This is a genomic window from Nocardia otitidiscaviarum NBRC 14405 (genome assembly GCF_000308635.1).
Taxonomy (GTDB): Bacteria; Actinomycetota; Actinomycetes; order Mycobacteriales; family Mycobacteriaceae; genus Nocardia; species Nocardia otitidiscaviarum.
The window spans coordinates 285999-306265 of record NZ_BAGD01000097.1 but is presented as its reverse complement, the minus strand read 5'-3'; the positions used below and the strand labels follow the sequence as shown (position 1 = coordinate 306265).

At 69.7% G+C, this 20267-nt stretch carries 20 protein-coding genes; 19 read left to right on the top strand and 1 reads right to left on the bottom strand.

The genetic code is table 11. The features are described 5' to 3' along the window. The 14 genes from ON31_RS22150 to ON31_RS22085 all read left to right on the top strand — a co-directional run. On the top strand, nt 1-1204 hold a 1204-nt coding region (locus tag ON31_RS22150), incomplete at its 5' end, for a cytochrome c oxidase subunit I (RefSeq protein ID WP_039816292.1). Between the two features lie 216 nt (nt 1205-1420). After that, entirely contained in the window at nt 1421-2722 is a 1302-nt protein-coding gene (gene serB / locus ON31_RS22145; RefSeq protein WP_039816290.1) for a phosphoserine phosphatase SerB, read from the top strand. Between the two features lie 52 nt (nt 2723-2774). Next, nucleotides 2775-3266 (top strand): protease inhibitor I42 family protein, encoded by a 492-nt coding sequence (locus tag ON31_RS34800; RefSeq protein ID WP_051037581.1) that lies wholly within the window; start codon nt 2775-2777, stop codon nt 3264-3266. A gap of 108 nt (nt 3267-3374) precedes the next feature. Beyond that, nucleotides 3375-4139, top strand: coding sequence for a peptidyl-tRNA hydrolase (locus tag ON31_RS22135; protein ID WP_255222200.1), 765 nt, complete (start codon nt 3375-3377; stop codon nt 4137-4139). A gap of 171 nt (nt 4140-4310) precedes the next feature. Next, on the top strand, nt 4311-4517 hold the full coding sequence (locus ON31_RS22130; protein ID WP_039816288.1) for a hypothetical protein: 207 nt from the start codon (nt 4311-4313) through the stop codon (nt 4515-4517). Nucleotides 4518-4571: 54 nt separating this feature from the next. Further along, nucleotides 4572-5405, top strand: a complete 834-nt coding sequence (locus ON31_RS22125; RefSeq protein ID WP_029927341.1) for an ABC transporter ATP-binding protein — start codon at nt 4572-4574, stop codon at nt 5403-5405. Between the two features lie 175 nt (nt 5406-5580). Continuing rightward, entirely contained in the window at nt 5581-6024 is a 444-nt protein-coding gene (locus tag ON31_RS22120; RefSeq protein ID WP_147287085.1) for a MoaF-related domain-containing protein, read from the top strand. 111 nt (nt 6025-6135) lie between these two features. Beyond that, on the top strand, nt 6136-6975 hold the full coding sequence (locus ON31_RS22115; RefSeq protein ID WP_039816283.1) for an NUDIX hydrolase: 840 nt from the start codon (nt 6136-6138) through the stop codon (nt 6973-6975). A 95-nt stretch (nt 6976-7070) separates the two neighbouring features. Beyond that, the gene (locus tag ON31_RS22110) at nt 7071-8036 is read left to right on the top strand and encodes a DUF5996 family protein (RefSeq protein WP_063821548.1); all 966 of its coding nucleotides are present in this window, start codon (nt 7071-7073) and stop codon (nt 8034-8036) included. Nucleotides 8037-8170: 134 nt separating this feature from the next. After that, the gene (locus ON31_RS22105; RefSeq protein ID WP_039816280.1) at nt 8171-8938 is read left to right on the top strand and encodes an enoyl-CoA hydratase-related protein; all 768 of its coding nucleotides are present in this window, start codon (nt 8171-8173) and stop codon (nt 8936-8938) included. A gap of 47 nt (nt 8939-8985) precedes the next feature. Beyond that, nucleotides 8986-9960: a class I SAM-dependent methyltransferase gene (locus ON31_RS22100; RefSeq protein ID WP_039816278.1), complete on the top strand. Its 975-nt coding sequence runs from the start codon at nt 8986-8988 to the stop codon at nt 9958-9960. 3 nt (nt 9961-9963) lie between these two features. After that, entirely contained in the window at nt 9964-11151 is a 1188-nt protein-coding gene (locus ON31_RS22095; RefSeq protein WP_039816276.1) for a class I SAM-dependent methyltransferase, read from the top strand. A 28-nt stretch (nt 11152-11179) separates the two neighbouring features. Further along, nucleotides 11180-11734 (top strand): TetR/AcrR family transcriptional regulator, encoded by a 555-nt coding sequence (locus ON31_RS22090; RefSeq protein ID WP_039816274.1) that lies wholly within the window; start codon nt 11180-11182, stop codon nt 11732-11734. A 74-nt stretch (nt 11735-11808) separates the two neighbouring features. After that, nucleotides 11809-13515 (top strand): alpha/beta fold hydrolase, encoded by a 1707-nt coding sequence (locus ON31_RS22085; protein ID WP_039816272.1) that lies wholly within the window; start codon nt 11809-11811, stop codon nt 13513-13515. A 33-nt stretch (nt 13516-13548) separates the two neighbouring features. On the opposite strand, the gene ON31_RS38405 is transcribed toward ON31_RS22085, so the two are convergent. Further along, nucleotides 13549-14910 (bottom strand): outer membrane protein assembly factor BamB family protein, encoded by a 1362-nt coding sequence (locus ON31_RS38405; RefSeq protein ID WP_303621447.1) that lies wholly within the window; start codon nt 14908-14910, stop codon nt 13549-13551. Nucleotides 14911-15073: 163 nt separating this feature from the next. On the opposite strand from ON31_RS38405, the gene ON31_RS22075 reads away from it, so the two are divergent. The 5 genes from ON31_RS22075 to ON31_RS36860 all read left to right on the top strand — a co-directional run bounded on the left by ON31_RS22075 (nt 15074) and on the right by ON31_RS36860 (nt 20259). Beyond that, nucleotides 15074-15820, top strand: coding sequence for an acyltransferase (locus tag ON31_RS22075; protein ID WP_039816267.1), 747 nt, complete (start codon nt 15074-15076; stop codon nt 15818-15820). 30 nt (nt 15821-15850) lie between these two features. Further along, on the top strand, nt 15851-16390 hold the full coding sequence (locus tag ON31_RS22070) for a DUF1697 domain-containing protein (protein ID WP_039816425.1): 540 nt from the start codon (nt 15851-15853) through the stop codon (nt 16388-16390). 122 nt (nt 16391-16512) lie between these two features. Beyond that, complete coding sequence (locus tag ON31_RS22065) at nt 16513-18687, top strand: NACHT domain-containing protein (protein ID WP_039816266.1); 2175 nt, start codon at nt 16513-16515, stop codon at nt 18685-18687. 57 nt (nt 18688-18744) lie between these two features. After that, nucleotides 18745-19986 carry a vWA domain-containing protein gene (locus ON31_RS22060; protein ID WP_039816265.1) on the top strand — a complete coding sequence of 414 codons (1242 nt, stop codon included), beginning with the start codon at nt 18745-18747 and terminating at the stop codon, nt 19984-19986. 105 nt (nt 19987-20091) lie between these two features. Beyond that, nucleotides 20092-20259: a hypothetical protein gene (locus ON31_RS36860; protein WP_157533747.1), complete on the top strand. Its 168-nt coding sequence runs from the start codon at nt 20092-20094 to the stop codon at nt 20257-20259. Nucleotides 20260-20267 lie beyond the last annotated feature (8 nt).

Sequence of the window (20267 nt, the reverse complement as noted above, 5' to 3'; positions counted from 1 at the left end):
GGCCGTCTCCGGTCTGGGCACCATCCTCGGCGGCGTCAACATGATCACCACGGTGGTCTGCCTGCGCTGCCCGGGTATGACCCTGTTCCGCATGCCGATCTTCACCTGGAACATCCTGGTGACCTCGGTGCTGGTGCTGCTGGCCTTCCCGCTGCTGACCGCCGCGCTCATGGCGCTGGCCTACGACCGGCACCTGGGCGGCCACATCTACGACCCGGCCTCCGGCGGCACGCTGCTGTACCAGCATCTGTTCTGGTTCTTCGGGCACCCCGAGGTGTACATCATCGCGCTGCCGTTCTTCGGCATCGTGTCGGAGATCTTCCCGGTCTTCAGCCGCAAGCCGATCTTCGGCTACACCACGCTGGTGTACGCGACGCTGGGTATCGCCGCGCTGTCCATCGCCGTGTGGGCGCACCACATGTACGCCACCGGCGCGGTGCTGCTGCCGTTCTTCTCGTTCATGACCTTCCTCATCGCGGTGCCGACCGGTGTGAAGTTCTTCAACTGGATCGGCACCATGTGGCGGGGTCAGCTGACCTTCGAATCACCCATGCTGTTCTCGGTCGGCTTCCTGGTGACCTTCCTCTTCGGTGGTCTGTCGGGCGTCCTGCTGGCCTCGCCGCCGCTGGACTTCCATGTGTCCGACACCTATTTCGTGGTGGCGCACTTCCACTACGTGCTCTTCGGCACCATCGTGTTCGCCACCTACGCGGGCATCTACTTCTGGTTCCCGAAGATGACCGGTCGCATGCTGGACGAGCGCCTGGCGAAGTGGCACTTCTGGGCCACCTTCGTGGGCTTCCACACCACGTTCCTGGTGCAGCACTGGCTGGGTAACGAGGGTATGCCGCGTCGCTACGCCGACTACCTGCCCACCGACGGGTTCACCACGCTGAACACCATCTCCACCATCGGTGCCTTCATTCTGGGCGCGTCGATGCTGCCGTTCATCTGGAACGTCTTCAAGTCCTACCGCTACGGCGAGGTGGTGACCGTGGACGATCCGTGGGGCTACGGCAATTCGCTGGAGTGGGCGACCGCATGCCCGCCGCCGCGGCACAACTTCTACGAGCTGCCGCGGATCCGCTCCGAGCGTCCGGCGTTCGAGCTGCACTACCCGCACATGATCGACCGCATGCGCGCCGAGGCGCACGTGGGTTGGGGTGGAAAGGCGCACACCGTCAAGGAGACGGCGAAGGTCTGACCTCAGTCGATCGAGCAGCGCGCGGCGGCCGTCCTCGGACGGCCGCCGCGTTCGCGTTTCCGCTGTGACATCGCGGCACGCGGCATCGGACAACCGACGGCGGGTGATGCCCGCCACCGGGGCGGTGGTCGGCGCGGGCGACCGGCGGCACACCTGGAAGAATGAGCGAGCCGTCGCGTGCCGACGGTCAGGTCACACGCGAGAACGGAGTTTCGATTGAGCACGTCTGACACGACGGTTCTGGTCACGGTCACCGGACCCGACAAGCCGGGCGTGACGTCGGTGCTGCTCGCGGCCCTGGCGAACAACTCCGTCAGCCTGCTCGACGTGGAGCAGGTCGTGATTCGCGGTCGCCTGACCCTGGGCGTGCTGGTGACCTGTCCCAGCGATCCGGAGGCCCTGCAGGATCAGCTCGAGGACGCCATGGCCACCGTCGGCATGCATGTCGACGTGGAGATCGGCGCGAACAGCGTCTCGGGCGCGAAACTGTCCACCCACGCCGTGGTCGTGCTCGGCAGCCCGGTCACCGCGCGCGCCTTCGGGGCCATCTCCCGGGAACTGGCCGGGCAGGGCGTCAATATCGACTCCATTCGCGGTATCGCCGACTATCCGGTGACCGGGCTGGAACTCATGGTCACGGTGCCCTCCGCGCCCGCCGTCGCGGTGCCGATCGGCGACGCGGGCCGTCCCGAGGTGGTCGAGACGGCGTCCGACGCGGTCGATACCGGCATGGCGGAGACGCGACTGCGCACCGGTCTGGCCGAGGTGGCCGTGAAGGCGGGCGTGGATGTGGCGGTCGAGCGTGCGGGCCTGGCACGCCGCTCCAAGCGGCTCGTCGTCTTCGATGTGGACTCCACCCTCATCCAGGGCGAGGTCATCGAGATGCTGGCCGCGCACGCGGGTGTGGAGGACGAGGTCCGCCAGGTCACCGAGGCCGCCATGCGCGGCGAGATCGACTTCGCCGAATCGCTGCGCCAGCGGGTGGCGACGCTGGCCGGGCTGGACGCCTCGGTGATCGACGAGGTCGCCGACCGCATCGAACTCACCCCCGGGGCGCGCACCACCATTCGCACGCTGCGCCGCCTCGGCTTCCGCTGCGGTGTGGTCTCCGGCGGGTTCCGCCAGGTCATCGAACCGCTCGCGCACGAGCTGGAACTCGATTTCGTGCAGGCCAATACGCTCGAGATCGTCGACGGCAAGCTCACCGGCAAGGTGGTGGGCGATATCGTCGACCGTGCCGCCAAGGCGGTGGCGCTGCGGCGGTTCGCCGCCGAGGCCGGTGTGGCCATGGAGCAGACCGTCGCGGTGGGTGACGGCGCCAATGACATCGACATGCTCAATGCCGCCGGGCTGGGCATCGCCTTCCAGGCCAAGCCCGCGCTGCGCGAGGTGGCGGACGCGGCACTGTCGCATCCGTACCTGGACGCGATCCTGTTCATTCTCGGCGTCACCCGCGACGAGGTGGAAGCGGCCGACGCCCGCGACGGGATGCTGCGCCGGGTGCCGCTCAACAGCTGACTCGCCCGCGTCGATGGCGGGTATGCCAGGAGTTCGCCAGTAGGCTCGCCCCATGCGTAGCCTCCTGCCGGTCGTGGCGCTCGGCCTGGTGCTCGTCGGCTGTTCCACCGACTCCGGCGACTCCGACACGGCATCGACCACGGCGCGGCCCGCCACCGCGTCGAGCACCACCGCCGCCACCGCGAATCCGTCGACCACCGTGCCCGACCCCGCGCCGAGCCCGGTCACGGTCGACCGGTCCGCGAACGGCACCGAACTGGATGTGCGGCCCGGGCAGCGCCTGCTGATACGGCTGCCGTCCAATCCGTCCACCGGATATTCCTGGGGGACGGTGCGATTCGACCAGGGCATCCTGATCCAGGACGGTGATCCGGACTACCAGGCGGATCCGGGCCCGGACATGCCCGGCAAGGGCGGCACCGAGACGTGGGCGTTCCGCGCCGAGCGGCCGGGGACGACCACTCTCGAACTGGTGTATGCCCGGCCGTGGGAAGAGCCTTCCGACGCCGATGAGCGCTTCACACTCACCGTTCGCGTCGCGTAGTTCCGTCCCGGCACGTCGACAATGCACTCGCCCGAAACGCACTCGTCCGAAACGCACTCGCCAGCGGGCGAGTTGGCGCTGCCCGGCATTCTCGAGCAGAGTGGATCGGTGACCGAAGATGTGTGCGATATCGAATCAGCATCCGGATTCGCGGAATTCGCGGTACGGCACGCGGAATTGGCGCGCGGATACGGCGGCGCGGGCGATCCCGACGATCCGGCGCTGGTCCAGGCCATGCAACTGGTACTGCATATTCCGAAGGCCGATCCGCCCCGCCGTGACGCGGTGCTGGCCGCTGCCGCCGCCGCGACGGTCGCCCTGTGTCTCGACGAACGGGTGGGTCCGGGCGGGCCGTGGGCGGACCGGTACCTGGCGTGGCAGCGGTCGCGGATCCGCAAGGTCGCCCGCCGGGCACGTGGCGCACACTGGCTGGCCGCCCAGGAGGTGGACGGGGTGACCGTGGAACTCGACGGCGCGCAGGCGCGGGCCCTGGTGCCCGGACCGGTCGGGTCGGTCGACGCGCGGATCAAACGCCTGCAGATCGGCGGCACCGAACTACCCCTCGATGAACCAGGTGATCTCGACGAGAGGTATCCGGTGCTATGGGTGAACGCCGAATTGGGTATGTCCGTGGGTAAGGCTGCCGCACAGGTGGGACACGCGAGCATGCTGCTCGCCGGGGCCCTGCCCGTGCAGCAGGTGTATGCCTGGTCCGAGAGTGGCTTCCGTTGTGCTGTGGCGGATGCCGACCCCGGTCGCTGGGCACGGCTGCGACAACGCGTGGCCGAGGGCGGTGCGATCGCCGTCCGGGATGCCGGATTCACCGAGGTGGCTCCGGGGTCCATGACGGTGATCGCGGTGCCGGGACGGTGACGGAACATCGCCGCGCCGCGGGACGTTCGAATTGTCGCGTGATTGCCGCGCCGATGTCCCAGCGATGAACCGAACGGTCTCCACACTGGCCTATGTGTGCTGCGGGTATCGACTTCGCCGTACCGCTGGGCAAGGATCGGGGCACGAGTTTCCGCGGGAGGAAACACGGAGATGACTACTCTGCTGGTGATTCTTATCGTGTGGGTGCTGCTGTCCATTCCGGCGGCGCTGATTCTGGCACGCATGTTCCGCAGGCCGCGCGTCGAGCGGCGGTCGTCGGAATTCGACAGCCTGGAAATGCGGGAGCGTGCGCGACGCGGGGAATTCGACCGTCCGGCCGACGAATTCGGCCGCGATCGGCGGCCCAGCGGACTGTGACACACGCCCGTGATCGCACACCACGTTGACGCGCGTCCTGGGGCGTGAGACAAGATGGAGCCCGTGCCGCAACCGGATCCCGATCTGCTCATCGACTTCAACGACGTCACCGTCCGACGTTCCGGTCACACCCTCGTCGGGCCGGTCACCTGGCAGGTGGAACTCGACGAACGCTGGGTGGTGCTCGGCCCCAACGGCGCCGGGAAGACCTCATTGCTCCGTATGGCCGCCGCCGAGATGTATCCCACCTCGGGGACGGCGAACCTGCTGGGGGAGGTGCTCGGCCGGGTCGACATCAGCGAGCTGCGCCCCCGCATCGGACTCTCCTCGGCGGCCGTGGCCAGCCGGGTCCCGCTCGACGAGAAGGTCTCCGACCTGGTGGTCTCGGCCGGATACGCGGTCATGGGCCGCTGGCGGGAGCGCTACGACGACATGGATACCGACCGTGCCGTCGACGTGCTGGAAAGTCTGGGCGCCGAACACCTTTCCGACCGCGCCTACGGCACCCTCTCCGAGGGTGAACGCAAGCGGGTGCTCATCGCCCGCGCGCTCATGGCCGATCCGGAACTGCTCCTGCTCGACGAACCCGCCGCGGGGCTGGACCTGGGCGGCCGGGAGGAGTTGGTGGAACGACTGGGCGACCTGGCCGCCGACCCCGACGCGCCCGCCACCGTGCTGGTCACCCACCACGTCGAGGAGATCCCGCCGGGCTTCACCCACGGCATGCTGCTCAACGAGGGCGCGGTGGTCGCGCAGGGTCTGCTCGAGGATGTGCTCACCGCCGACAATCTCAGCGAGGCGTTCCGCCAGTCCATCACCCTCGACCGCATCGACGGCCGCTATTTCGCGCGCCGCAGCCAGCGCTTCGGTCGGCACCGCACCCGCTGACTCGGTGCGGGTGGCGCCTCACACCTGCGTTTCGCTTGTTCCGATTCGGTTACGCGGCTGGTGAATCGGTGTCATGCTCACCGCGTTCGGGGCATTCGTCCGACTCGCCATCCTGGGGCGAACGCTCAGCGCGGTGCGGCGGCCGGAGGTCGGGTCGCGGACGGAGGGAGCAGCGGTGCGTCGAACTCTCGTCTCGGTGGTGCTCGCCGCCGTCCTGCTGAGCAGCGTCGCGTGCGTGGCGAATCCGCCGCCACCCCAGCGTGCCTCGGACACCGACACGCCCGCGGGCGTCGCGACGGCCACACTGCCGGTCACGCTCGCCGGTAAGACGGTACGGGTGAGCTACGACTCCGGCACCGCGCTGACACTCGCCTTCGCCGCCGACGGCGCATCGGTGGTCCGCAGCGGCACGGATCGCCCCATCGCGACCGCCCCGGCCACCGTGACGGCCCTCGACCCCGGGGTCTTCCTGGTCACCTGGGCCGAAGCCGACGGCATCGCGAGCCAGGTCCAGGACTTCCGCACCGGCACGGTCCACGGCACCTGGGCACATCGGCCCGACCCCGCCGCGCCCTTCACCATCGAAACGCGCACCGGCACCGTGCGACTGGCCGACTGAGCCCGCGACCGTGCAGTGCGGCCGTTGCGACCGCACATTCGTACCGACACCGCGTGACCGGGACCGGCACCGCCCTGTCGCGCCGACCTAGCAAACGTTAGGGTGCGGAGTGTGAGCGAGACAGTTGCGCGTGGCGAGCAGCCGACCCCGGTGCCGGTTCGGGACGCCTCCACGGTCATGCTGGTGCGGGACGGTGTGCACGGGCCCGAGGTGTTCCTGCAGCGCCGCGTGAACGCCATGGCGTTCGCGGCCGGGATGACCGTCTTCCCGGGCGGCGGGGTGGACGCCACCGACGCCGCCGTGGCGCTGGACTGGGCCGGACCCGAACCCGCCTGGTGGGCGGCGCGTTTCGGTGGCACCGACGCGGCGCGGGCGCAGGCGCTGGTCTGCGCCGCGGTGCGCGAGACCTTCGAGGAGTGCGGGGTGCTGCTGGCCGGACCGACCGCCGACACCGTGGTCGCCGATACCGCCGTCTACGCCGAGGCCCGGGGTCGGCTGGAGCGTCGTGAACTGTCCTTCGCCGAATTCCTCACCCGCGAGCGGCTGGTGCTGCGCGCCGATCTGCTGCGTCCGTGGGCGAACTGGATCACCCCCGAGGCGGAGTCGCGCCGCTACGACACCCACTTCTTCGTGGCGGTGCTGCCCGAGGGACAGCAGGCCGACGACGCCACCTCCGAGGCGGAGGTCGTCACCTGGTCCACCCCCGCCGAGGCCATCGAGCGCTGGCGGTCGGGGCTGGACGTGCTGCTCCCGCCCACCTGGTCGCAGCTGGTAGCCCTGGGCGAATTCGGCTCCACCGCCGACATTCTGGCGGCCACCCCCGCGATCGAACCGATCATGCCGGTCTACGACCCGGAGTCGGGCGGCCCCACCCTGGCCTTCCCGAACGCCGCCCGCTATTTCTCGGACCTGCCCGAGGGTGCCCGACTGCGCGGATCTCAGCGACCCTGAGCACAGCGCGCCGGGAGACCCACGGCAGCCGGGGTTACCCTGAGTTTGCTGATTTCGTGCATATCCGGCGAACGCCCGACGAAAGGTGCGTACCGATGGCGATGACCGACCCGCTGCCCGCGATCCCGCTGGAATCCTGGCGGCCCACCAAGGAGACGCTGCACCGCTACCTCCAGATCGTCGGCAAGGTGGCGCTGGAGCGCGGGATCCGCCGAAACCACTGGTGGCATATGACATTCCGGCCCACCGCGCGCGGCTGGACCACGGTCCCGCTCGGCTCGGCCCGCACCGGGCCGGTCTTCACCTGCGCCTTCGACTTCTTCGACCACGAACTGCGGATCGAGACCGATCACGGTCGGCGCGGCGCGGTACCGCTGGCGGGCCAGTCGGTGGCGAGCTTCTACACCGATGTGATGGCGGCCCTGCGCGCCTCCGACATCGACTGCACGCTGCCGAATCCGACCCCCTTCGACCTGCCCGACCACGGCCGCCCCTTCGACGAGGACACCGAGCACGCCGACTACGACCCGGAGCGGGCGCGGCACGCCTTCCTGGTGTACAGCCAGGTCGGCCGCATTCTGGAGGAGTTCAGCGCCGCCTTCTCCGGGAAGATCAGTCCGGTGCAGGTCTTCTGGCACACCTTCGACATCGCGGTGCAGCGCTTCGCGCCCCGGCACATCGAGATGCCCGCGAGCGTGGATCCGGTGACCCGCGAGGCGTATTCGCGCGAGGTGATCAGCGCCGGATTCTGGTTCGGCGACGACAAGGTCCCCGAACCCACCTTCTACTCCTACGTCGCCCCCGAGCCCGACGGGCTGACCGACGCCGAACCGCGTCCCGGCAAGGCCCGCTGGGTGCCCTCGGGCTCGGCCCACGCCGCCTACTACGCCTACGACGAGGCCCGTGCCACCGCCGACCCGGTCGGCGCGGCCCTGGAGTTCTACCAGTTCGTCTACGACCGCGGCTCCGAACTGGCGGGCTGGGACGCTCCCGCCCTGAGCTGCTGGGGCGGCATCACCGACCCGGTGCTGCGGAAGCAGGGCCCGCGCTGGACCGACTGACCCCGGCCGTGCTCGGCAGGCACGGCCGTTCACGCCGCCGGACCGGTCGCGCCCACCACTCGCGCAGGAGTGTCCGGTCGGACCCCCGCATCCGGCATAGGGCGCCTCTTCGCACGGCAGTACGCTTGCCCGCTGTGGCCGAATTCGTAACCGTGGACCGGGGTGTGGCGGAGGGGATCGCCGTTATCCGGATCGCACGTCCGCCGATGAATCTGATCGATCTCCAGGTCGCGCTGGAGGTGGCGAGCGTTGCGGACCGGCTCGCGGTGGACGAGAGCGTGCGGGCGGTGGTGCTCTACGGCGATGAGCGGGTGTTCTCGGCGGGCGACGAACTGGCCGAACTGGCGGGGCTGACCGCCGCGCGGGCCGCGGCCATGGCCGCGGACTTCCAGCGGGCACTGGGCGCGCTGGCGCGGCTGCCGCAGCCGACCGTCGCGGCCATCAGCGGGTACGCGCTGGGGGCCGGACTGGAATTGGCGCTGGGCGCGGACCGGCGCATCATCGGCGACAATGTGAAGCTCGGCCTGCCGCAGATCAAGGCGGGGCTCATCCCGCTGGCGGGTATCCGGCGGCTGAGCCTGCTCATCGGTCCCGCGGCGGCGAAGGATCTGGTCTACACCGGCCGTTTCGTCGATCCGGAGGAGGCGGCGTCACTCGGCCTCGTCGACGAGGTCGTCGCCCCCGACGATGTGTTCGAGGCCGCGCTGCGCTGGGCGCGGCGGTTCATCTCGGGTCCGGCCAAGGCCCTCGCGGCCGCCAAGCGGGTCTTCGAGGCGGGTACGCACGGGCACGATCGCGCCCGCGCGGAATGGGCGGAGCTGTTCGACACCGAAGATCAGCAGATAGGAACACGTTCCTATCTGGCGGCCGGTCCGGACGCGGCCCGATTCGTGGGCCGATGACCGGGCCGATCAGCGAGCTCGCCTGGTGATTCATTAGGCTGCCCTGCATGACTGCTCGTCCTGACGATCCAGCGCCGAACCCGCACGCCACCGAGGCCGAGGTCCAGGCCGCGCTGACCGACAACAAGCTCGCCCAGGTGCTGTATCACGACTGGGAAGCCGAGACGTACGACGACAAGTGGTCCATCTCCTACGACGAGCGCTGCATCGAGTACGCGCGCGGCCGTTTCGACGCCGTGGTCCCGGACGCTCCGCTGCCGTACGACCGGGCGCTCGAGCTCGGCTGCGGTACCGGTTTCTTCCTGCTGAACCTGATGCAGTCCGGGATCGCGAAGTCCGGTTCGGTCACCGACCTGTCGCCCGGCATGGTGAAGGTCGCGACGCGCAACGGCCGCAATCTCGGCCTGGACGTGGACGGCCGAGTCGCCGACGCCGAGACCATCCCGTACGAGGACGACACCTTCGATCTGGTGGTGGGCCACGCGGTGCTGCACCACATTCCGGATGTGGAGCTGGCGCTCAAGGAGTGCCTGCGGGTGCTGAAGCCGGGTGGTCGCTTCGTCTTCGCCGGTGAGCCGACCACCATCGGCAACCTCTACGCCCGCAAGCTGGGCCAGGTCACCTGGAAGCTCACCACCGAGGTCACCAAGCTGCCGTTCCTGCGGGACTGGCGGCGTCCGCAGGAGGAACTGGACGAGTCCTCCCGTGCGGCCGCCCTGGAGGCCGTGGTCGATCTGCACACCTTCGATCCGACCGATCTGGAGCACATCGCCCGGCGCGCGGGCGCGGTGGACGTGCAGGCCAAGACCGAGGAGTTCGCCGCCGCCCTGTGGGGTTGGCCGGTGCGCACCTTCGAGGCCGCCGTACCCGCCGAGAAGCTGACCTGGCGCTACCGCATGGCGCAGTACCGGGCGTGGCTGGGGCTGTCCAAGCTGGACGAGAAGGTGTTGCGCCACGTGGTGCCGCGGCAGTTCTTCTACAACGTCATGATCACCGGCGTGAAGCCCGGCGGCTCCAAGTAGCCGGTGGGCTACGCCTTCACCCGCGACGATGTCGCCCAGCTCGGCAGTGCGGCCGGTGCGGCCGCGCTCGCCGAGGCCGACCGGCTCCCGCTGACCGCCGCGACCCTGCTGCGCGATCTGGAGCGGCTGCGCCGCGACTTCGGCGACCACGCGGCGGCGCTCGTCGAAACGGTGCGCCTGCGCCGCCGTGCCGCCGCCAAACTGGACGGCGCTGAGCGCTGGCTGCTCACCGACGACGCCCTCCAGCAGGCGACCCCGACGGCGGTGGCCCGGCACCGGGCGCGACGCCTGGCCGGACGTACCGTCCACGACGTCACCTGCTCCATCGGCGCGGAACTGGTCGAGCTGTCCCGCGTCTGCCCGGCGGTCATCGGCAGCGACCTGGACGCGGTGCGCCTCGATATGGCGGCGCAGAACCTGCACGCGGTCCGGATCGGTGCTCGAAACATGTTGCTGGCCAAGGCCGATGCGCTGGTGCCGTGCAGTGCCGCCGAGGTGGTGATCGCCGATCCGGCGCGGCGGGCCGACGGGCGGCGCACCCACGATCCGGCGAAGCTGCAACCGCCGCTGCCCGATCTGCTGGCGGCGTACGCGGGTCGGGATCTGGTCGTGAAGTGCGCTCCCGGACTGGATTTCGATCGGCTCGACTGGTCCGGTGAGGTCGAGGTGGTGTCGCTCGACGGCGCGGTGCGTGAGGCGTGCCTGTGGTCGGCGGGCCTGGCGGAGGCCGGGGTGACCCGGCGCGCCACCGTGCTGTCCGCGAACGGCACCGCATGGAGCATCACCGACGCGGCACCCGACGACATTCCCGAGCGCGAGCCGGGGGAGTGGATCGTCGATCCCGACGGTGCCGTGGTACGCGCGGGCCTGGTCCGCCACTACGCCGCGAAACACGGCCTCTGGCAACTCGATCCGCGCATCGCCTATCTGACCGGGGACGGCGTCCCCGAAGGCGTGCGCGGGTTCCGCGTCCTGGACCGAATGGACTTCAAGGAGAAGCCGCTGCGCGCCGAACTGCACCGCCGGGACTGCGGCCCGCTCGAAATCCTCACGCGCGGTGTGGATATCGACCCCGATGCGTTGCGAGGCCGGTTGAAGCCGCGCGGCACCCGCCCGCACACCCTGGTCATCACCCGGATCGGCCGCACGCCGACCGTCTTCCTGTGCGAGACCCCGGCCCCGGTTGCCTAAATATGTAGATCGGTCTATTGTTATCGGCATGGGAAAGAAGGGCGCCGAGACCAAGGCGCGGCTGCTGGCGGCCACCGGCTCGCTCATGGAGTCGCGCGGCTACTTCGGCACCGGCCTCAATCAGATTCTCGAGGCCAGCGGTGCGCCCCGCGGATCGCTCTACTTCCATTTCCCCGGCGGCAAGGATCAGATCGTCGCCGAATCCCTGGAGCAGGCGGGCGCGGAGATCGCGGCCATCATCGAGACCGCCGAGGCCGCCGATGTGGGCGGCTACCTGGAGCGGCTGGTGGATATGCTCGGCGACCGGCTGGAGTCGTCCGGCTGGACCAAGGGCTGTCCGGTCGCCGGTGTCGCCCTGGACGCCGCATCCTCCAATGACGCGGTCCGCCAGGCATGTTCGGCGGTCTATCAGCGCTGGGAGGAGGGGTTGCGCCGCCGGTTGGCCGAATACGGGCACCCCGAACCCGAACGCCTGGCCACTGCCGCGCTGGCCCTGCTGGAGGGCGGGCTGATCCTCGCGCGGGCGCATCGTGACCGGCAATCGCTGCGCCGCATCGCCGCCACCATCGACACCCTCGTCTGAATCGAGGCCGCCGATCCGGGTGGCCTTCTTTCGGCCCATAAAATATGCAAACCGGTCTACTGAAAGTAGGTACCATGTCCGACACCATCGTCTTCGGCGCTGCCGGATTCATCGGCCGTTTCCTCGTGCTCGAACTGCTTCGCGAGGGCCGCGAAGTCGTCGCGGCGGTGCGCCCCGGCGGCCGGGACCGCCTCACCTCCTGGCTCGCCGCCCAGAGCGTCGACACCACGGGCCTGACCGTCGCCGACGCCGATATCACCCGACCCGGTCTCGGGCTGGATCAGGAGTTCGAGGATATTCGCGATGTCTACAACACCGCCGCGCTCATGAAATTCGGCCTCGACGCGGACGAGGCGCGCCGGGTGAATGTCACGGCCGCGCTGGAGGTGGCGCGCTGGGCGAGCCGCCGACCGGGGCTGCGCCGCCTGGTCCACATCACCGGGTACCGCGCCGCAGTCGACGGCGGGCCGGAGAACGACTATCGCCGCGGCGCGTACGAGGCGTCGAAAATGGAAGCGGACGCGGCCCTGCGGGAACTCGCCGACGAACTCGGCATCGCGCTGACCATCGCCAACCCGGCCTCGGTGCTCGGCCCGGGACAGTACTTCGGTCTCTCGGTGATCGCCGACAACCTGTGGAACGGGCGGTTGCCCGCGCTACCCGGTCGTCGCGACAGCTTCGTCCCGGTCGTCGAGGTCGACTATGTGGCGAAATTCCTGGCGAGACTGCCCGAGCTGCCCGAGACCGCCGGTCGGGCATACACCATTCTCGACTCCGCCACCCCGGACCTGCCCGACCTGGTGCGGCTGCTCGCCGACCACATCCATGTTCCCGCACCGAAATTCAGCATTCCGGTGTCGGTGCTGCGGGCACTGCCCGGTGCGGTCACCGGGGTCGACCCGGAATCGCTGGCCTTCATCGCGGGCGACCGCTACGACACCGCCGCCGCCGACGCGGTGGCCCGTTCGATCGGCCTCGAGCACCGCCCCGTGGGTGACGTGCTGCGCGACTGGGCCGACGGCGTCGTCGCCACCCGGCACGGTGCGGTACCCGAACGAACCGGCGGCTTCCGGGACGGGCTCTGGTACACCGGTACCGCCCATGATCCCGAATACATACTGTTGCACGGCCTTCCGCTCGACAGTGACTCCTGGGCCGAGGTCGCCACGGCCCTGGACGCACCCGTACTCGCCGCCGATCTGCCGGGGTTGGGCCGTTCCGCCCCCGACGTCCCGGATCGCTGGCTGGACGAACTCCTGGCCCCGATGCGCACCCGTCCGGTCCTGGTCGGCCATTCCCTCGGCACCGGCGCGGCCATCGATTTCGCGCTGCGTCACCCCGACCGCATCTCCCGCCTGGTACTCATCTCCCCGGCCTTCCTCCAGGAACGCGCCCCGTGGACCTTGCGCTCACCCCTCACCGCCGCAGTGCTGAAGCGGCTGCCCACGCCGAAACTCGCTGAACTGCTGAGCGTTCCGGACGGCCCCGCGGTGGCCAGCGCCGCCGTGAACCTGCGCCGTCCGGGCGTTGCCCGGCGCACCATCGCCGCACTCACCGCCGCCAGCACCCCGCGGTGGCGCACCGACCGGGCCGAACAGCTTGCCCGCGTACGGGTTCCGGTCGACATCGTCGTCGGCTCCGGCGATCCACTCACCGTCGCCACCGACCGCCGGGTCACCACGATCGACGGGGCGGGCCACTATCCACAGGTGTCGCATCCGACGCTCGTCGCCGACCTGCTGGCGGGTCGGAGCGCCGCGCTCGCCTCACAGCGGCGGTAGCCGCCTGGGAACCGGCGACGGATCGGGCGAGCGCTACGCCTCCGGCTTGAACACGAACAGTTCGCCGATCTTGGAGGCCACCACGACCTCGCCCTCCGCGCCCACCGAGATGCTCTCCGTGGTTCCCTGTGCCCCGGGCAGCTCGTCGGAGTCGACGGTCCCGCCGGTCTCGGTGTCGAAGGTGATCAGGGTCAGTGCCCCGCCGAGGGTGGACACCGCGTAGCCGGTACCGCCCGCGGTCTGCACCGGCCGCCCGCGCAGTGCCAGATCCTTGCGCTCCCAGGCGATCTCGGAGCTGTCGCCGTTGTCGCGCACCGCCATCAGATGGCCGTCGTCGCCGGACGGCACCAGTAGGCCGTCCGCGACGGAGATCGACCCGCGCAGCGGGAATCCCACGTCCCGTGACCATACGGTGCGGCCGTCGGCGGTGTCGACGGCGATCAGTCGGCCGGAGTTGTCGCCCACGTAGACGGTGGAGCCGTCGGCGGACAGCGCCGGGCTGGTGGCGCTGCCGCCGGTGAGCATGGCCGCCCGCCAGTCCTCGCGCACCGCCTTGTCACCGTAGGTCAGTGCCACGAGTTCGGCGGTGCCCTCGCCGGGGCGCCACACGGTCGCGTAGAAGCGTCCGGTCTCCCGGTCCACAGCCGACACGTTCGCCACCGGGCACTGAGGGCCGCCCGTGGCGCAGTCCTCGAGGCCCTGCCCGTCCGGCGGGCGGTTCAGGCCCGGATTCTCCAGCGGGTCGGGCTCGCCCAGCAGCTGATAGGTGGAGACCACGCGCTCGCCGGTCTGGCGGCTGAGCACGTCGACCTGGCCGCTCTGGGTCACCGACAGCACATTGCTGTCGCCGGTGAACTGCACCGATACCGGCACCCCGGCGACCGGCGTGCGCCAGCGCGGCTGGCCCAGCGCGTTGAAGGAGTTCATGCCGCCGTCGTCGCCGACATAGATGTTGGTGCCGCCGTCCACCGCGCTCGCGGCCGCGATCGCGCTGGGGCCCAGGGGATTGCAGAAGCGTTTGCGCCCGGTGCCCATCTGGAAGGAGAACAGCGTGCAGGGGGAGTCGGTGCGGGTGGTGACGAACAGCTGTCCGTCCGGCCCCACGGTGACGGGTGCGGCGATCGGTCCACCCACGGGGCGTGTCCAGTCCAGCCCCAGCGCCCGCGATCCGGTGACGGGGGTGGTGCCGCTGTTGCGGGCGTCGTGGAAGGCGACCGGCCAGCCCTTGCCCGGCCCCGCGGTGATGTCGTCGACATCGGTACCGCAGGCGGTGAGGGCGAACAGTCCGGTGACGCCGAGCGTCACCGCCGCGCGCCAGGGCGCGACGCGCTGTCGGGTCCGGTCGGGGCGTAGGTGTCGCTCACTGCGTCCGGTGTGCCGCCTGCCGCTTCGCACCTGCTGGTGTCCCTTCTGCCAGTACCGAAACTCCGGGTTCTTCGTCGGGGCTGATGCAGCCGGAGCACAGCCTACTTTCGCGCCCATCGGCGGGGACCGATACCCTCGTCTAAACGACCCAGCTGCCGATTACAGGCGGCGCCAGGAAACACAGGAGCAGTTCGTGACGAGCATGTGGGGCGCACCGTTGCGCTCGCGGTGGCGGGGGTCGCGGCGCCGGGATCCGGAGCAGGCGCGTTTTCTGACCTTGGCATCGCTCAAGTGGGTGCTCGCCAATCGCGCGTACACGCCCTGGTATCTGGTGCGGTACTACCGCCTGTTCAAGTTCAAGCTGGCCAATCCGCACATCGTGTTGCGCGGAATGGTGTTTCTCGGCCGCAATGTGGAAATCCACGCGACGCCGGAGCTGGGCCGCATGGAGATCGGCCGCTGGGTGCATATCGGGGACGGCAACGCGCTGCGCTGCCACGAGGGTTCGCTGCGCATCGGCGACAAGGTGGTGTTCGGCAAGGACAATGTCGTCAACACCTACCTGGATATCGAGATCGGCGAATCCACCCTGGTCGCGGACTGGTGCTACATCTGCGACTTCGACCACCGCATGGACGATATCGGCATGCCCATCAAGGACCAGGGCATCGTGAAGAGCCCGGTCCGCATCGGCCCCGACACCTGGATCGCCGCCAAGGTCACCGTGCTGCGCGAGACCCGGGTGGGCCGCGGCTGTGTGCTGGGCGCGCACGCCGTGGTCAAGGGTGATATCCCGGACTACAGCATTGCCGTGGGCGCGCCCGCCAGGGCGGTCAAGAACCGCAAGGAGGCGTGGGACGCCGCCGCCGATGCCCGCGCCGCGCAACTGGCCGCGCTGGCCGATATCGAGCGCAAGAAGAACGGCGTCGCCGCCTCCTGAGTGTCGGTGCGCCCCGGTAGGTTCGGCGGCATGAATCGCTATGCCGCCTTCCTGCGCGGGATCATGCCGAGCAACCCGAATATGCGCAATGAGAAGTTGCGCGGGGTGTTCGAGGGTCTCGGTTTCGAGGGTGTCGCCTCGGTGCTCTCCAGCGGCAATATCGTCTTTCGCAGTGCGGAGACCGATGTGGCCGCCCTGGAATCCCGCATCCAGGAGGCGTTGCGCGATGAGCTCGGCATCGGTGGCGGCACCCTGCTGCGCGAGTACGGGGAATTGCGGAGGCTGGTCGACGCCGATCCCTTCGAGGGACTGACACACTGTCGCGAGACCTATCTGACCGTCACCTTCCTACGCGGCGACACCCCGCCGCCGCCTGCGCCCGGTGATCTCGACGCGACCGTCCGGGTCGTCGGCTACGATGCGGCGGCGCGGGCGGTGCTGTGGGTGGTGGACAACAGCGCGCCGAACGGCGCCGGGTTCATGGCGTGGCTGGAGCGGCAGTACGGCAAGGATGTCACCACGCGCACATTTCTCACGGTGCAGCGCGTGCTGAAGAAAATGGATTCCTGACCAATTCGAAAAGGGTTGATTTACAACGCAACCCTGCTGCTGTGCCGGGGGAATATATGGCATGCTGTCGCGCAGCAGTGCGGCGTGCGTAGGGGTGATCGTTCGAGCAAGGGGGTAGATCCTTGTTGGTTCGCTGGGCCGAGGACCTGGCCCGAGCGGTGCGAGAGCGGGAACAGGAGAATCTGACCCTGCTCTGGATGTCGCGCGCCGAATTCGACCGAAGTGTCGAGTATGACCGAATTCGCTTCGAAAGTTGGGCTCCCGAAGCCGAATACGAGGATCCGGCCATTCGCACCGTGCGGCGCATCGGCGAATACTATCCGCGGCGCACCGGTGGCCGCCTGGTGATTCTGGGTGAGCCGGGCGCGGGCAAGGCCGTCACCCTGCTCGGTCTGCTACTCGCCCTGCACGCCGAACGCGACGGCCTTCCGGTCGCGGACCGCGGTCCGATCCCGGTGCGGGTGGACGCCTCCACCTGGAACCCGTTGACGCGCAGCCTGACCGGCTGGCTCGCCGAGCGCATCGCCCGCGACTACGGACTGCGTACGATGGTGGTGCGGCGACTGGTGGAGGGCGGTGCGATCCTGCCGCTGCTGGAACGCGCCGACGCCATGGATGTGCCGGGGCGCGAACCGATTCGGCTGCGCCGCGCGATCGAACAGCTCGACGGCGACGAATGGACGGACCGCCCGGTGGTGCTCGGCTGCGACGCCGACGTCTATCAGCGGCTGCGCGCCGACCGCGCGGCGCTGAGTGCGGCGACGGTGATCGAACTCCAGCCCATCGGCACCCAGACGGTGCTGGAGCGGCTCAACGAGATGCGGGTCGATCCCAGCTACGACAGCGATACCTGGAAGCCGGTGGTGTGGCGGCTGGTGGAGAGCCCGGACGGCCCGCTGGCCCGATCCCTGCGCACCCCACTGCGTTTCACCCTCGCCGTCAGCTACCTGCGGCGCACCGATGCCGACGACATCGTGCGGCTGGCCTGTGCGGGCAGCGAGGCCGAGGTGTCGTCGCTGCTGCATTCCGCGGTGCTGGGCGCGGCGGTCGACACCACCGCGCGCGCGGGTGGTGACAATGCCTATTCCGAAGCGCACGTGCATCGTTGGCTGCACAGCCTCGCGCGCTACCTGGGCACGCGACCGCGCTCCGGTCGGCTCGACACCGTATTCGGCCGTGACGATATCTGGGAGCTGGTCGGCAGGCGGTCGCGCCTGCTGCACGCCACGCTCGCCGCGGTCCTCGGCTTCGTTCTGCTCGGCTACGCCTACGGCATCCTGACCACGCGCTACGCCTGCCTGCCCACCTCCTCCGGTGCGGGCCTGTTCGGCCTGTTCGGATGGTCGTGCGCGGCACCGGCTTTCGAACTCGATCCGCTGCTGATCCCGCTGGCCCTGCTGTGCGGGGTGGTGAGTGCGGCGCCGACCTGGACCCGGCAGTCGTGGTCGCCGGTGGCGAGCGTGCCCGCCCGGGTGGGCGCGACGGCCCTGTTCGCCGGGTTGGTGGTGGCCCTGGCGGTCGATATCGCCTGGTGGAACTACCGACCCATGGAGTCGGCCCGTACCCTCGCCATCGGCTTGGCCGTCTCCGCCATCGCCGCGGCGGCGGTGGCGGCGCGCGGCTGGTCGGGCAGCACCTCCCGTCTGGTCGAGCGTGCGACGCGGTTCGCCGCAACGGGTTTCGTGGTCGGGCTGGCGGTCACCGTGGCCCAGGCCGCCGCCATCGCCGCCGACGCGCCCACGCACTGGCTGCACGACCGGGTGATCCTGCTGGTCGGCCACGGCATGGCCGGGGTGGCGGGAGTCTGGCCGATAGCCGCGCTGCTCGCCGCCCTACTGGCCTTCCTCGGCCCGATCCTGGAGAGCCGCTTCCTCGCCCCCGCCGCCGACTACCGCTGGCTGTTCCGGTGGGGCCGGACCGGCTGGGTGCTGCTGCTGACCGCCGCGGCCCTGCTGGTGACCGGCTATCTCGCCTGGGTGATCGCGACCCAGGGCTCCGGCCTGCACCTGGCCCTGTTCACCGTGGTGGTCGCGGCCCTGGTGGTGGGCGGCGGCAGCACCGTGGTCCGCCGCGTCCGCTACCTCTGCGCCTGTCTGGTCCTACTCGGCAGCGACCAGTTCAGCGCCCGCCCCACCGAATTCCTGAACTGGGCCCACCGCGCCGGCCTGCTCCGCGCCGGCGGCGGCTACTACCAGTTCAACGACGAATCCTTCCGCCGCTGGCTACTCGCGAACCCGCTGCCGCACACCGAACTCGATCCAGGGGCGGCGGCCGGGTTGGAGCTTGCCAGGACATAGCGGGCCGGGGACGGTTACGCTGCGCGGGTTCATCGGGAACCGACATCTGGAGTGGCTGTGGCGCAAGCACTGACGAAGGGGCAGAACGCGGCGCTGCCGGTCGCCGAGTTGGCGGTCGCGGTGCGCACCGATACCGCGGTCGACATCGCGGCCCTGCTGCTCACCGGTGATCGGCGCGTGCGCTCCGACGACGACTTCGTCTTCTTCAACCAGCCACACGGACCCGGCGTACGGCTGTCGGAAGCCGGCGGAGAACTGTCGTTCGCGCTCGGAGCTGTGCCCGCCGACGTGGACGCCGTGCGTGTGGTGCTCACCCTCGGTGACGCGGACGATACCTTCGGGCGTCATGGCGCACCCGTGGCAAGCATCCGGGACACGACCGGAAATCCGCTGTACGAGTACGCGATCGAGGGTTTGACCACTGAATCCGTGGTGATCGCGGTCGAGCTCTACCGCCGTGGCCCGGCCTGGAAGGTGCGGGCGGTCGGCCAGGGATACGCGGGCGGGTTCGCGGCGCTGGTCACCGATCACGGTGTGACGGTGGACGATGCGCCCCCGGCGGAGCAGCCGGTGGTGCGCTCGGTTCCCGGTGAGGCGCGGCTGTCGGCCGAGCATCGGCAGCGGCTCGATCTGAGCAAGCGCGAAGTGGCCAAGGTGCTGCTGGTGAAGCAGGCCGCGGCGGAGCGGGCGCGGGTGGTGCTGGTCATCGACAAGACCGGCAGCATGCTGCGGCTCTATCGTGACAAGGTGGTGCACCGTGTGGTGCGGCGCATGATCCCGGTGGCCATCCAGCTCGACGACGACGGTGTGCTGGAGCCGTACCTGTACGCGAAATCCTTTCTGCGCCTGCCGGATGTGACCGTGGACCAGGCCGAGTCGTGGTCGGACACCTACTTGCACGTCTACGGCACCCACGGTGGTATCGACTACAAGCCGATCGGGGCGTCGAACAACGAGATCCCGATCATCAGCGAGGTCATGTCCACCCTGCGGCCCGGCGACGCACCGACTCTGGTGCTGTTCTTCACCGACGGCGGCTTCTCCGAGAAGTCGAGGATCGCGCGCCTGATGCGCGAGGCCGCGGCACTGCCCGCGTTCTGGCAGTTCGTCGGCCTGGGACAGGCAAACTACGGGCTGTTGCGCACACTCGACGAACTCGACGGCCGCCTGGTCGACAATGCCGGATTCTTCGCCGTCGACGATATCGACCGCATCGATGACGCCGAACTCTACGCCCGGCTGCTCGGCGAATTCCCCGCCTGGCTCACCGCCGCCCGCGCGGCCGGTGTGGTGCGCTGAGGCCGCCCGCGCCGGTGCCGTCGACGGCTGATGTGGTGTCGGACCGCTCGGACCGGGTAGTCGAGTGACTGACGACCGAAAACCGAGCGGAAGCGAGGTGCGGGGTTGCGTATACCGGATCGACGGCCGACGGCGGTCGAATGGATCGCGTTCGCGGTGGCACTGATCGTCGGAATCGGCGTGGCCGCCTACTTCGGCAATCTCATCGCGGCTGTCGGCGTGGGGCTCGCCTTGCTCATCGCCGGGATCGGGCTCACCTATTCGCGACGATGAACCGTGGT